Raw genomic sequence first — 15,048 nt, 5'->3', positions numbered from 1 at the left:
TAAAAACCGCTAGCCTTACAGGTTAGCGGTTTTTTTATATGTATTAACTATTTAATTCTTTTATTATTTGGCAGTCGTTTATAGTATTTGCGGTGCAGTTAGTTAATAAGCTGGCAAGCGATACCTCGAGCTTTTTAAGTTCTTTTTGTGCCGCTCGTACTTTAATTAATTGGTTTTCGATAATATCGTCAACCTCAACACACGATTTATCGCCGTATGATTGCGCAACAAGTAGAGTTTTAATATCGTCTATTGGAATTTGTAAATCGCGACAGCGTCGAATAAAAATAAGACGCTCTGTATCTGCTTGGGTGTAGGTTCTATAGCCGTTGCTCTCTCTTTTTGGAGCAGGAATAAGGTTTATTTGTTCGTAATAGCGAATTGTTTTTGCATTAATATTAACTAAGTGAGCAAGTTGCTTGATTTGCATATTGACCTTCCAGTAACTAGAAGGTTTATTATGCTGCTGACTCCTTTTATATTCAAGTATTTAGAAGGGACTTCTTTTTAGAGTTTGTAGGCAGACAATGCATTCAAAGCGTTTTTTAATAGTGATACTTTTAGTACTTGTACACAGCTTTATTAGCTGTGATGGTGCTGCGTATCATTTACAAGAAGACGTGGATCACATAACCAGCGCGCAGTTACAAAGTAATATAACTGCCGATGGTAGCCAAAATGAGGCTCAAGCCTCTGCCGAAATTCATGCCCACCAACATTGTCATAGTGGCTATTACAGTACAGTAAATCATTCAATCAGCCCTGAGCAGAGTAACCCCGCGTTACCTGTACGCTATTGTGGATTAATTTATCCACCTATGTCGCGCCCTCCTATTTCACTTAGCTAGTTTTAATTTACCTTAATAAAATATGGTGCATTTTACTGCCTGCGTTTAGACGCTATATAGGCTGTGTTATATGCATATTTAGGTTGCTTACAAATTTACATTGCGATTTTTAATTTTAAATTATTTTGTAAGTTAACCCTGTTTGTTAAAAAACGGACAAGCTATATGAATAAAAAACCAATTATGCTGGTGGCACTACTTTGCGTGCTGCCGGTATTTAATGCGCTGGCTAATGTTAGTGCCAGTGAAAATATACTCACGCTTAAGCAAGCACTGAGTAATACCGAGCAACAAAATCCGATATTAAAACGCTACCCCTATCATCAAAAAATATTGAGCGCGCTTAAATCACAAGCCACACTTTCGCCAAACCCTGTGCTTAGTGTTGCGGTTGAAAACGTGTTAGGCACCAATGATGCGCGTGGCGTAAAAGGCGCTGAAATAACGCTCGGGCTTAGCCAACTTATTGAGCTGGGCGATAAACGCCAAAGTAGAGTAGGTTTTGCTACTGCAAATATTAAAGCGCAGGCTATACAGTATCAAAATACTCGTTTAGCGTTATTAGCTACCACCGCAGAGCGTTACTATAGCGCACTTAAATTTCAAACCTTATTAGCATTAAATGTTGAGCGAAAAAGCGTTGTAACACAGGCGCTCAAAACAATTGAGCAAAGAGCAAATGCCGGGGCTGTATCGCAAGCCGATGTAAGTCGTATGCGTTATGCACTTAGCCAAGTAGAGCTTGAGCAAGTAAAGCTAACAAGTGAGTTTGAGCGCGCGCGTTTATTACTTAATGAGCTTTGGATTGATGAGCAAAGTAGTGCTTTTTTAGCGGGAAATATTAACGTCATCACGCCGCTTAAGTCACAGCAAGCGCTTTTAGATGCGGTAAATTTAGCACCTGAATTTGCCTTACTTCAGCAGCAATATATACAGCAAACGGCTAACTTAGCGCTGCAAAAAGCCAATGGGCAAAGCGATATTAATGTAGGTGGTGGTGTGCGTTACAACCAAAAAAATGACTCTAGCTCATTGTTGTTTTCGTTTTCTATGCCACTGCAAATCAGTAATGCTAATAGCGGTAATATTGCTGCAGCAGCAAGTGAACTTGCGCTTTTAAACCAGCAGCAAGGGCAGTTGCGAGTTCAGTTACGCCAGCAAGTACGTACTCTGTATGCTTATTATCAAGGGATAGCAAATCAAGCCACGTTATTAAATAAGCAAATAATTCCTCAGACACAAACATTGATTGAGCAAAGCTTAAACAGCTATCAACGCGGGCAAATTTCGGTGTTGCAGTTGCTCGATGCCCAGCAAGCACACTTTGACTCTAAACGCGCACTCATTGCAACCCACGCAGAGCTGTACCAAGTGCTACTTACTCTTGAGCGTTTAACTGGCCAATCTTTAATTGAGACTTACCAATCATGAATAAAAATATAATTGCATTATTAGTATCACTTTCACTTGCTGGCAGCGTGTTAAGCACAGATGTATTTGCCTCTGCTGAGCATGGCGAGTCAGGTCATAAAGAAACAGAACAACACGAGCAAAAGCAAGGTCCACACGGTGGTTTTTTATTAGTTGATCCTAAGTTAACTCTTGAACTTAAATTACAAGAATTTGCCGGTAATGTTGAGCTGCGTATATACGCTTACAAGCAAAGCAAGCCAATTAATATAAGTGATTTAAACATAACAATGAGTTTAAAACGATTAGTTGAAGCGCCGCAAAATATACAGTTTTCAGCTGAGGGCGACTACCTTGTAAGCACGCAATCAATTAACGAACCGCATTCATTTGTACTTGCCGTTACTGCTAATTATAACGGTGAGAGTATTAGCTATGAGTACGAGCAACACGAAGGCCGTACCACGTTAACAGAGCGAGCTATTGAGCGCGCAGGTATTAAAACTGAGATAGCGCAAAGTGGTGAGGTAGATATTACCGACACGCTTTTTGGTGTTATTGCGCCAACCCAGCACGGCACAGTAGAAGTAATGGCGCCGTATACAGGATTGATCAGCGATATTTTTGTAAGCATTGGCCAAAGCGTTAAAAAAGGCGAGGTGCTTGTAAGTATCACTAACCGCGAAACACTACAAAACTACACCATTAAAAGCCCTATTAGTGGCGTTGTAACTGAGCAATATTTAAAGCGTGGTGAGCTTGCAAGCACCAGCGCACTTATGCAAGTAGTTAACCTTGATAAAGTATGGGTTGAGCTGTCGGCTTTTCCCGAAAACATTGAAAAGCTAGCCATAGGGCAAAGCGCTAAAGTGTACGACTTACATCATCATTTAAATACGCAAGGCAAAGTGTTTTTTATAGCCCCAATGATGACTGGAGGGCACATAGCCCGTGCACGTATAGAGCTTAATAACCCAGACGGGCATTGGCGCCCAGGCATGCATATAAATAGCGATGTAAGTATGGCTAAAATAAATGCCAGCGTGCGTGTAAAGCCACACGCTATTCAAGAGTTTAACGGTCAAACAAGTGTGTTTGTTCGTAAAAATAATGTATTTGAAGTGCGCCCCGTTACCTTAGGTGCAAAAAATAGCGAATGGGTAGAAGTACTAACAGGCTTAAACGCGGGTAGCGAATACGTAACAGACAATAGTTATGTAATTAAAGCCGATATTTTAAAAAGCGGCGCAAGCCACGCTCACTAGGAGGCACCATGATTAATTGGATAGTTTCTTTTGCGGTTAAACGCCGCATGCTGGTGCTTGCGCTTACATTTTTATTTGCTGGATTTGGTGTATACAATATTCAAAATTTAGCGGTAGACGCAGTACCCGATATAACTAACGTACAAGTGCAAATTAATACCAAAGCGCAGGGGTTTACGCCATTAGAGGTAGAGCAACGCATTACTTATTTGGTAGAAACCGCCATGGCGGGCATACCTAAGCTTGATTATACCCGTTCGCTTTCGCGTTATGGGCTTTCGCAAGTAACGGTTATTTTTGATGAAGGCACCGATATTTATTGGGCGCGCCAGCAAATAGGTGAGCGTATTCAAAGTATTCGCTCAGACTTGCCAGCCAATATTGAGCCAAACTTAGGACCAATTGCTAGCGGCCTAGGGGAAATTTTTACTTACTCTGTGCATACAGAGCCTAATACGTTAAAAGACGATGGCACGCCATATAACGCAGAAGACTTACGTACTTTGCAAGATTGGGTTATTCGTCCGCAGCTTTTAAAAGTAAAAGGCGTAACCGAAATAAACAGCCAAGGTGGTTTTGAGCGTCAATACCAAGTAGCGCCAGTGCCCGAAAAACTCATTGCCTATAAGCTTACTATTAGCGATGTGATTAGTGCACTTGAGGTTAATAACAGTAACCGAGGCGCAGGCTATATTGAGCGCTTTGATGGGCAATATTTAGTACGCTCGCCAGGGCAGCTTAAAACGCTAGAAGACATAGCCAATACCGTTGTTGCTAAGCGCGACGACGCACCTGTACGCATTAAAGATGTGGCTAACGTGCTTTTAGGTAAAGAGCTTAGAACCGGTGCGGCGACTTATAACGGCGAAGAAACCGTGCTCGGCACCGCCATGATGCTCATTGGCGAAAACAGCCGCGTGGTGGCAAAAGCTATGGCTGATAAGTTAGTTGATGTGCAAAAAAGCTTACCCGCTGGCGTTATTGTTGAAGCGGTTTACGACCGTACTACGCTTGTTGATAAAACCATAGCAACTGTGCAAACCAACTTATTTGAAGGTGCCGTTTTAGTGATAGTAGTTTTGCTATTACTGCTGGGTAATGTAACGGGCGCGCTAATTACGGCAATGGTTATTCCGTTGAGTATGTTGTTTGCCGTTACAGGTATGGTGGGTAATCGCGTATCGGGTAACCTAATGAGCTTAGGTGCAATCGACTTTGGTTTAATTGTTGATGGCGCTGTAATTGTTGTTGAAAACTGCCTGCGCCAACTCGGTGTAGCTCAGCATAAACATGGCAGGCTACTTACCTTAAATGAGCGTCTAAATGTAGTGACCGCCGCCACCAAAGAAGTATTTACACCGGCTGTATTTGGTATTGTTATTATTATGCTGGTTTACTTACCTTTATTTGCACTAAGCGGCGTTGAAGGCAAAATGTTTCAGCCAATGGCGTTTACTGTAGTTGCTGCATTAATAGGCGCGCTTATATTTGGCGTTACCTTTGTACCTGCTGCTATTGCGGTATTTGTTCGCGGTAAGGTTAATGAAACCGAAAACGCAGTCATGCGCGGCGTTAAAAAAGTGTATAAGCCATTACTTGGTATATCGCTTAAATTACCGTGGCTTATGGTGGGTATTGCCACTGCATTAGTATTAGTGCTTGGTTTTAAAGTTAAAAATATGGGGGCAGAATTTTTACCGCAGCTTGATGAGGGCGATATTGCTATGCATGCGCTGCGCATTACTGGCACCGGTATTGAGCAATCGGTACAAATGCAAAAAGAGCTTGAACAAGCCATTTTAAAGCAACCCGAAGTCGCTAACGTTTTTTCAAAAATTGGTACTGCTGACGTGGCAAGCGATCCTATGCCGCCAAACGTAGCCGATACTTTTTTAATGTTAAAACCTCAAAAACAATGGCCAAATCCAGCACTCACTAAAGAAGAGTTGGTTCAGCAAATTCGTACTCGTGTTAACGATGTACCCGGTAATAATTACGAATTCACACAACCAATAGAAATGCGCTTTAACGAGTTAATTGCTGGTGTGCGCGCCGATGTAGCACTGCGTATTTACGGTGACGACTTAAGCGTACTTAAAGAGTTTGGCGAAAAAGCCACAGGCTTAATGCGTAATATTGCAGGCGCTACCGATGTACGTTTGGAGCAAATGGAAGGGTTGCCAACGCTTTCGGTAACACCAATGCGCGACCACATGGCGTTATTAGGCTTAAGTGTAAACGACATTCAACAAACACTTGCCGCCGCTGTTGGTGGTGTGCAAACCGGGCTAATTTTTGAGGGCGATAAACGCTTTTCGTTATTAGTGCGCCTTGATAGGCGTTGGTCGAGCGATGTATCAGCACTTGCCCGTTTGCCAGTTGCTTTACCTAAAGATAGCAACCCAGAACTTGCATTTGTACCGCTTGGCGAAGTAGCGACAATCAGCATTGAAAAAGGGCCTAATCAAATAAACCGCGAAAGTGGTAAGCGCAACGTAGTGGTAACTGCCAATGTAGAGGGGCGCGATTTAGCAAGCTTTGTAAGTGATGCGCAAGCGAGCATGAATGAATCACTTAACTTACCAAGTGGCTATTGGCTTGAATATGGCGGCACGTTTGAGCAGCTACAATCGGCAAGTAAGCGGTTATCATTAGTTGTGCCGGTCACTTTACTGCTTATATTTGGCTTACTTTATAGCGCCTTTGGATCGCTTCGTGATTCATTAATTATATTTAGTGGTGTGCCACTGGCATTAACGGGTGGTGTACTTGCGTTATTGCTGCGCGATATGCCGCTTTCAATCTCAGCGGGTGTTGGCTTTATAGCCTTAAGTGGTGTAGCGGTATTAAACGGCGTGGTTATGCTGTCGTTTATTAAGCAGTTACGAAGCGATGGTTTAAGTTTGTTTGATGCAATTCACAGCGGCGCATTACAGCGCCTGCGCCCAGTACTGATGACGGCGCTGGTGGCAAGTTTAGGCTTTATACCTATGGCGCTTAATTCGGGGACGGGTTCTGAGGTGCAAAAACCTTTAGCAACGGTTGTGGTTGGCGGAATTATTTCATCAACTCTACTAACACTATTAATATTGCCTGCGCTTTATAAGTTAGTGCATTCTAAATTTACTAAAAAAGCAGAAGCTGAGTTAGCTTAAGTACTCGCTATTTAAAGCTTGATCAAAAGAGCAGCTGTATTTACAGCTGCTCTTTTTGAGTATTATTTAGTAAAAATACTACATTAATTATATTGAAAAAGATTATCCCAGCGCTCATCCAAAATGGTTTTTGCGTGTTCTAAACTCAGCGCGCTATACACTTCATTACCTTCTATTTCGTTACTACACGTTACCAAACGCATACGTACCAGCTTTTCAAGCGCGTCGCTAATTTCAAAATCAAGAACGCACTGGTATTTGCTTTTAAACCAATGCTCTATTTGCTCATCAAGCATTTGTGCGCTTAATCCGCTTTCCGATTTTAGTAAAAAGGTATACGCAAGCAAGGCTTCTTTTATGTCTTCTTCTTCGGCGGCATCAATAAGCGTGTGAAATACGCCCGCGTTGTTATCGAGGTTTTTAAAGTAGAGGTTATCGCTTAGGGCTTTCATAAATTTTATTTTGCGGTTTTTAAACTTACTCCATTCTTTAAAAATAAAGCTGCCAAACACGCCCATACCGATAGCAAAGGTAATAAAGTGTTGTTGGGTCATTTCTACAGCTTCACTTCTAAAACCACCCCAAAAAGCAAACAGAGCAAGCAATAATACGATTGATGCGCCCAATTTAGTAATAAGTACCACTGCACCGCCAACTAAAGCAGACGATCCAATAATGACCTTATCGATAGGGCGCATGCGCACTTCGCTATTAGGAAATAGCATTTCGAGATCGGCCTTAGGCACATTTTGAAACAACTTTACTATGGTTGAACTTGGCTCAAATCCCAGTGGCGTTTTGTTTTTAGCTTCAAAATAAGCGCTATCTTTAAAGCGAATAAACACCGCAACACGATCGTAATTAGTAAAATGCAGCGGCTTTTTACGCAAGCCCCAAAAGCTGGTAATCGTTTCAGTGAGCTGCGACTCGCCACGGCGATAAAATACCACTTCTTCAAAGTCGTCAAATTCAACTTCAAGGCGCACCTTAAATAGTGATTCTTCGTTTAATGCGTCTTGTAAGTCTTCATTGGTGATTACTTCAAAATTAGCGGCGTTAAGTACCTTGGCAAAGTCTTTAGCAAACTCACGTTGGCACTGTGCTTTTTGTTCTGCCGATACGGGGGCTAAAGATCGTGTGTCGCTATTGGGATCAAATGGTGCATAATTGTTTTTAAGTGCCTCAAGTGTTGCGTGGTAATCGTAATGAATAAGGCTAGCTAGTAAATCACAAAACTGTTTAAACGATGTTTGTTGTGTGCTGTTATTGAGCTCTTCGCTACACATATCAACAATATCTTGCTTTCTAAAGGGAATAAAACGCGCACTTTGCATAAATTAATAACTACTGTGATAGGGAATCTAACTGCATGGGCACATAATAAAATATTCTTATGGATATTACTAATTTGTTAATACGCCCTAGGACCTGATAAATTTAGCACAGTGTTTTCAGCGTGTATTAACCTAAATATGTAATTATTAGCTCATTGAATACTCTTGTTCTTATTTATAAGTGAAAAGGATTTACTATGGCGATTCAAAAAAAGCTTAAACAAAAAACACGTAATTTTATTGAATCTAAACATATGCTCAGTGGCATTACCGTGGCGTCGTTTTTAGAGTCGACCATAGTACCTATTCCGCTTGAAGCTGTTTTAGTACCCTTAATGCAAGCGCGTCGTGAAAAATTATGGCTTATTGCTTTAATGGCCACTTTGGGATGTATTGTGGGGGCGTTATTTGGTTATGCGCTGGGTTATTACTTATTTGATGCAGTTGGCGATTGGGTTATTAATAGTTTCTCAAGCCCCGAGCAGTTTGAAAATGTTAAACAACAAATGCACAATCAAGGCTTCTGGTTTGTAATAACGCTAGGCATAGTGCCTATTCCATTTCAAATAGCCATGCTGGCAGCGGGGGCGACTAAATATTCCCTCGGGTTATTTTTATTAGCCAGCGCAATTTCGCGTGCTATACGATATTTTGCTTTAGCGGTAGTTGTGTATTACGCCGGTAATAAAGCCGAGCAACTTATTAGTAAACATAAAACTAAAGCCATGATTACTTTAACTGTTTTTGTAATCGGTATATGGTGGTTAACGACGGTAATTTAATACCGCTAATTTATATTAAATAAAATAATAAGAGCATGCCATGGATGAGTTGATTGGGTTAGTAGGGCTATTTATATTAGCGATAATAGCAGGCGCTATTTGCGGGTTTATTGCACTTACACAGCTTAAAAGTTTAAGGCAACAAGTTGTGCAGTTAACAGCTAAAGTTAATAGTTTACTCCAGCAACAAGAGCAATTAACACCGCTTGCTAGTAAGCAAGCACCACCACAAGCGCAACCACAACCACAAGTAAGCACACCAGCAACTGTTTCAACGCAGGTAAAAACTGCGGCTATAAGCGGCAATGAAGCTGCAGTTACTAAAACAGCTAAAACAAATACCTTCCCTAAAAAACCTAGCGTTTTACATACATTATTTAATAAATTACGTGCAGGATTTGAAGAAAACTGGATGACCTGGATAGGCGCGATAGCGCTTGCGTTTGGCGGTATTTTTTTAGCAAAATACAGCTTAGAAGCTGGGTTACTTTCACCCGTTATGCGGTTGAGTTTAGGTGCACTATTTGGCCTTGGTTTAATAGCAGCTGCTGGGTATTTACATTATAAACGCATTGTATTTGAAGGGTTTAATAACTATATTCCGGCAGCCCTTGCTAGTGGCGGCTTTATTACCTGCTTTGCGTTAGCCTTACTTGCTTACAGTAACTACGCCATGCTTAGCTCCACTGTTGCATTTGTGCTATTGGCGATTATAGCTTTAAGTGCAAGCGTTATGGCAATTAAGTTTGGCCCTTTACTTGCTGTTTTGGGCATTATTGGTGCCTACAGCGTGCCTATTTGGGTTAGTAGTAATAGCGTTAATTTATTTTCTTTATTTATGTATGTTGGCTTTGTTAGTTTATTTGCCGCCATAGTGGCGCACCAAGTACAGCGTATTTGGCTGTGGTATTTACTCTGGGCTGGGCATGTTTTTTGGTACTTAGCGGGTTTTGTTTTACTCGAAAGCAGCACCATTTGGTTACTGGGTGTTTATGCAGTCGCCAGTATTATTGGCCTCGTAGCTATCCCTCGTTTAGGGGGAAGGTTTACACTAATTGAGTTTCGCCCGCACAGCTTAAAGCGTTTAATTAATGTACTGCCCGATCACCCGTTAATGTTAGTGTTTACCGCACCGTTTATTTTGATGATGCTATTGCATAGGTTCGACGTGCAGTTTCAGATATTTAGCTTAATAACTTTAGTGCTAATGCTGTTTTTAGTATTAAAAAATAGCCGCTGGGATTTATGGCAAGCTGTGTGTTTAGTCATAGCCCTGGTCGTTTTAGTCAGTACCCAGCAAACTTTTGATTTTGATGATGCCTTGTTTATATTTAAACAAGAATATGGACTAGGTTTAATACTAGGTTTTACTTTGACTGCTTATGGCCTTTATTTTGGTCGTAAGTTTCCTAAGCGCTTGGCATTTCATATTACCGGCGCATTTAGTTTCTTTTTAATGATAGCCACGTTATACGCACTTATTCCTAATTCAGCGTTAAGTACAGCGTATCCGCTTTGGGCAGTTATATTACTTGTTGGTAGTGCTGTTTTAATAAAAAGTGCGCAGCACAGTGCTAGTTTGTATCAGCGTTTTACCTACTGGATAGCAGCAAATGCTAATATTACGCTCGCGATTACTATGCTATTAAACGACAGTGGCTTAACTATAGCGCTGGCTATTCAAGTGTTATTGATTAGCTTGCTGATCAAACGCCACAGCATACCTATGCCACATTGGCCTATTAAAGCACTGGTGGCAGCATTATTATTGCGACTAACTTTCTCACCTTGGACACCAAGTTACGAGGCTCTTACTATTTTTGGTTTGCACTGGAGTATAGTGGTGTACCCGCTGTGTACGGTGCTATTTTATGTTGCAGCAAGATGTTTTAACACATCAAAAATGCAGTTATGGCTAGAAGGTGCAGCGCTGCATTGCTTGGCATTATTTATTACCACCGAAACCAGTTATCAGCTAGTAGGGCATTATCCACAATTTGATTCATTGAGTTTTTACGAGCAAGTATTACTGGTTTGTAACTGGCTTGGGTTAGGTTGTGTGTATTTATATCGCGCGCGAATAGCAGGGAGTTTAGCAAAACTGTATCGCATTGGCGGCTTTGCATTGGCGGGCTTAGCTGGTGTGTTTGCACTAAAAACCTTAGTTGACGACAATCCGTTATTGAGTGCAATAGATATTGGTACAACGCCAATATTTAACTGGTTATTGTTATTATGGTTAGTACCTGCAGGGTTAACTTTGTGGTTAGCAAGGTTACTTAAAACTATAAATAGCAAAGCTATAAATACTAAGGTAATTGCAATAGTTCTCGCAATTGCGGGGGCATTTACCTTCTTGGCAATTAACAGTTTAATTCGTCAATATTGGCAAGGGGCGTATATTTACTTATCTAAGGGGGTAGGTAACGCTGAGCTTTACAGCTATTCTATTATTTGGCTAGTACTGGGAGCAAGTACGGTTATTGTGGGCCATCTTAAAAATCAGCTACTAATACAAAAAGTAGGTTTAGGCTTATTGGCCGCGGTTATTTTAAAAGTATTTTTAATCGATATGGCAAACTTAACAGGTTTACTAAAAGCGATATCGTTTATTGGATTAGGGTTATCTTTAGTGGGGCTGAGCTGGTTGTTTCAAAAGCTGAGAAGCCGCGCTAATCTGGCTTAAGCCTTTATAAAATAAAGCAAAGGAAAACCCAGCCCGCTATTACTAGCAGGCTGGGTGTAATATTTAAGTGCTGTGATTTAGCAGCGCTTTTAGTTTGCCCGGTTTAATAGGCTTACTTAGGTAATGAATATTAGCCGCTTTAGTTTCTAGTTTAAGCTCTTCATCGCGCACCGCTGTTATTAAGATAGCAGGGACTTGGTGTTGCCAAATATCTCTCAGGGTTTTTATAAGTGTTATGCCGTCGCAATCATTACCTAACTGGTAATCCATTAAAATCACATCGGGTGCGCTGTGCTCATTAGCGTGCGCAAGCACCTGTTCAACGTTATCAAATAAGGTGTAATTGGCTTGCCATTTGTTGAGTAAGCTTGCCATGGCAGCTAGATTGGCAGGATCGTCGTCAACGGCAACAATATTAATGGCGGCGCGGTTTTCCATTACACTATTAGCAATACTTTTATGCTGTACAAATTTTGCATCACCATAAGGTACTTCAATACTAAAGCGGCTGCCTTTATTAGGCACTGAGCATACATCAAGCGGTAAGCTGAGTAAGTCAGCCATTCTTTTTACTACTCCTAAACCTAAGCCTATGCCTTTATTGTCGCCAGCCTCAACCCGGTAAAAGTCATTAAAAATTTTAGCTTGCTCTGCTTCACTGATCCCTTGTCCTGTATCCCATACTTCTATGCGCAGGCTATGTTTACGGTTTCTACAGGCAATTAAAACTTTACCGCTTTGTGTGTACTTAATTGCATTAGAGAGCAGGTTTTGGATAATGCGTCGTAAATAAGTAATATCGCTGTGCACTATTTGTTGGTTAGAAAGCACTTTGAACGATAACCCTTTTACACTGAGTAAAATACTCGACTCGCTTTTAAGCGGTTGCAAAATATCGTCAATACAAAAGTGGCGTGGTGTAGGCGCCATTGCGCCTTGTTCTAACTTGGCTATTTCGAGCAGAGCCGACATTAAATGCACGGTAGAGTCTAGGCTGTCTCCTAGTTTATCAAGATTATTTTGATTAGTGCTATTGAGCTGCTTTTCGTCGATGGCGGCAAGGTATAAGCGCGCGGCATTTAATGGCTGTAAAATATCGTGGCTCGCCAGTGCTAAAAAGCGGGTTTTACTGTCGTTGGCTTTTTCGGCCTCACGTTTGGCTAAAGTTAGCGCCTGCTCAGTTTGGACTCGGCTATCTATTTGCGCTTGAAGGTCTTTATTAATGGTTTGTACTTCTTGAGTACGCGCCTCGATGCGGTTTTCTAAATCGATATTAATTTCTTCCAGCGCATTTTGAGTATTAATATGTGTTGTTATGTCTGAAAAGCTGGTAACAAAGCCGCCATCAGGCAAAGGGTTACCTATCATTTCGTACACTTGGCCGTTGCGGCGGTGGCGAATAAAATGATGCGAGGTGCCATTTTTTAAATGACGAACCCGCTTATCTACATGGCGTTCTATTTCGCCTGGACCACATTCACCACGCTCTGCGTTATAACGTATTATGTCTTCTACCGGTTGGCTCACTTCTAAAAAGCCTTCAGGGTAATTAAACATTTCGCTATAGCGTTTATTCCAAGCAACAAGTTTTAAATCTTTGTCGACCACAGAAAGACCATGGCTTAAGTTTTCAAGCGAGGTAAACAATAAGTTTTGGTTAAATTGCAGTGCTTGGGTGGTTTCATCAAAAAAGTTAACCACTTCTTCAAATGCCATGCGCTTACCAGACGATACAGTGTGCACTAATGCCTGAGCCGACGATGCACCAAGCACACCGGTTAACGCACGTTCGCAATAAGCAATAAACTCAGGTTTGGGGTGCGCGTTGTTGTCACTTAAATGATGGGCTAGGGCATAATTGGCTAATACTTGCTGGCTGCGCTGAATACCTAAAAAGGTCTGTAGCAGTATTTTAAAGTCGTATACTGTGGCTTTAACATCTTTATTTAAACGCTTTGATAAAATAGTCTGATCTTTTGGGTTAACAAATGCAGCAGCCTGAATTTTATCAATTAATCGCTCCTCAGCCCCTAACGAAAAGCTAATATAACAACCTATGTTAGCAAATAACGCAATCAGCGTGCCGCGGGTCATAAGGGTTTGTTGTAGCTCGTTATTTAGCGTGTTGCCAGCATCTAAAATAGGCAGCATTAAAAACAGCACCCAGCATATAAAGCCTGCAAGTAAGCCCGCATAAACGCCATAAGCATGGCCTTTTCGCCAATATAAACCACCTACAATAGCGGGTAATAATTGGGTTACTAACGAAAATGCCACCAGGCCCATGCTCGCTAATGCACTTCCGTGACCAAACCAATGCTGATAAAAATAAGCCAAGGTTAAAATACCGGCAATAGCAAAGCGTCGTACTAATAGTATTCTCGATCTATAGCTGGTGGTTATTAAGTTGCGTTTAAATTTGCGACGCAGTATTAGGGGCAGTACTACATCGTTTGAAATCATAGTACTTAAAGTGAGTGTTGCTACCACTATCATAGCAGTGGCAGCCGACAAGCCACCAATAAAAACGAAGGTGGTTAAAAAGGCATTATAGTGCAGCATTGGCAGGGCTAACACAAAGCTGTCGGGTGAAAAACTACGGCCTATTTCTGGGTGAATAGCGGCAGTTGCTATTGGAAAAATCATTGCTGCGGTAAGTAATAAGTACAGTGGAAACGCCCAGCGCGCGGTAAATAAATGACGCTTGTCTTGATTGTCGACCACGGTCACATGAAACTGACGCGGTAGGCAAATAATAGCCGCCGCAGCCATTAATGACTGACCAACAAAGTTAAAACTAAAAAAGTCAAAGTCGGCCCAGTGTGTCCACAAAGGCTCGTCTACTTGGTTAGCATAAGACTCAGGTAAGTTAAATAAAGAATACACAGCCAGCCCAGCTACAGCCATGAGTGCAATTAATTTTATGAGAGATTCAAACGCTACAGCAAGCATTAGCCCTGAACGATATTCAGTGACATCAACTTTTCGAGTGCCAAAAAATATTGCAAATAACGCCATAATTAAGGTTGCCGACAGGGCGACTATATCTCCAGATATTTTATTACTTGTTTGTAGCAGTAAAAAGCTCGAACTGAGCGCTTTTAATTGCAGCGCAATATACGGAATAGTCGCTAATAGCGCGATTAAAGTCACCATAATAGCGGTGGTTTGGCGCTTGCCATAACGGGCAGAAATAAAGTCGGCAATGGTGGTAATATTTTGTTTTTTGCTCACTAAAACTAATTTACGTAAAAAACCTTGGCCGAAAAAAAATAATAATGCGGGGCCTAGTAGTATGGGCAAAAAACTCCAACTGCTTGTGGCTGCAGTTCCTACCGAGCCGTAGTAGGTCCAAGATGTACAATAAATGCCTAGTGAAAATGCATACACAAAAGGATGATGACTAATACGCTTAGCCAAAGGCGTGGTTTTATCGCCCCAACTTGCGAGCCAAAACAGCACTCCTATATAGCTCAAAGCAACAAAAATTAGTACGGCAGTCATGTATTTATTAAACCTTTTTGAATATGCACTCAACTAGCATGGACTATACACAATACCAGAGCTT

The 15,048-nt window shown here is 41.4% G+C and carries 9 protein-coding genes; 6 read left to right on the top strand and 3 right to left on the bottom strand.

The window, feature by feature from the left end; translation table 11 throughout:
* Nucleotides 1-43 precede the first annotated feature (43 nt).
* Nucleotides 44-430 (bottom strand): Cd(II)/Pb(II)-responsive transcriptional regulator, encoded by a 387-nt coding sequence (locus H5079_RS07315; RefSeq protein WP_011327275.1) that lies wholly within the window; start codon nt 428-430, stop codon nt 44-46.
* 97 nt (nt 431-527) lie between these two features.
* Here H5079_RS07315 and H5079_RS07310 point away from each other — a divergent pair, with 97 nt between their 5' ends.
* From H5079_RS07310 to H5079_RS07295, 4 genes are all read left to right on the top strand, one after another.
* On the top strand, nt 528-848 hold the full coding sequence (locus tag H5079_RS07310; RefSeq protein ID WP_011327276.1) for a hypothetical protein: 321 nt from the start codon (nt 528-530) through the stop codon (nt 846-848).
* A 165-nt stretch (nt 849-1,013) separates the two neighbouring features.
* Complete coding sequence (locus tag H5079_RS07305; protein ID WP_041454652.1) at nt 1,014-2,279, top strand: TolC family protein; 1,266 nt, start codon at nt 1,014-1,016, stop codon at nt 2,277-2,279.
* Nucleotides 2,276-3,523 (top strand): efflux RND transporter periplasmic adaptor subunit, encoded by a 1,248-nt coding sequence (locus tag H5079_RS07300; protein WP_182683818.1) that lies wholly within the window; start codon nt 2,276-2,278, stop codon nt 3,521-3,523. Before H5079_RS07305 ends, H5079_RS07300 begins: the two co-directional genes overlap by 4 nt.
* A gap of 8 nt (nt 3,524-3,531) precedes the next feature.
* Complete coding sequence (locus H5079_RS07295; RefSeq protein ID WP_182683817.1) at nt 3,532-6,678, top strand: efflux RND transporter permease subunit; 3,147 nt, start codon at nt 3,532-3,534, stop codon at nt 6,676-6,678.
* A gap of 83 nt (nt 6,679-6,761) precedes the next feature.
* On the opposite strand, the gene H5079_RS07290 is transcribed toward H5079_RS07295, so the two are convergent.
* Nucleotides 6,762-8,012: a TMEM143 family protein gene (locus H5079_RS07290; protein ID WP_182683816.1), complete on the bottom strand. Its 1,251-nt coding sequence runs from the start codon at nt 8,010-8,012 to the stop codon at nt 6,762-6,764.
* Between the two features lie 197 nt (nt 8,013-8,209).
* On the opposite strand from H5079_RS07290, the gene H5079_RS07285 reads away from it, so the two are divergent.
* Nucleotides 8,210-8,794: a YqaA family protein gene (locus H5079_RS07285; protein ID WP_011327283.1), complete on the top strand. Its 585-nt coding sequence runs from the start codon at nt 8,210-8,212 to the stop codon at nt 8,792-8,794.
* A 40-nt stretch (nt 8,795-8,834) separates the two neighbouring features.
* The gene (locus H5079_RS07280) at nt 8,835-11,480 is read left to right on the top strand and encodes a DUF2339 domain-containing protein (protein WP_182683815.1); all 2,646 of its coding nucleotides are present in this window, start codon (nt 8,835-8,837) and stop codon (nt 11,478-11,480) included.
* Nucleotides 11,481-11,543: 63 nt separating this feature from the next.
* On the opposite strand, the gene H5079_RS07275 is transcribed toward H5079_RS07280, so the two are convergent.
* Nucleotides 11,544-14,984, bottom strand: coding sequence for a PAS-domain containing protein (locus H5079_RS07275; RefSeq protein WP_182683814.1), 3,441 nt, complete (start codon nt 14,982-14,984; stop codon nt 11,544-11,546).
* Between the last annotated feature and the right edge of the window lie 64 nt (nt 14,985-15,048).

The sequence above is a fragment of the Pseudoalteromonas sp. SG44-5 genome, assembly GCF_014164175.1.
Classification (GTDB): domain Bacteria; phylum Pseudomonadota; class Gammaproteobacteria; order Enterobacterales; family Alteromonadaceae; genus Pseudoalteromonas; species Pseudoalteromonas nigrifaciens.
Note: the sequence above shows the minus strand (reverse complement) of the source record. Positions and strands in the feature narration are given on the sequence as shown.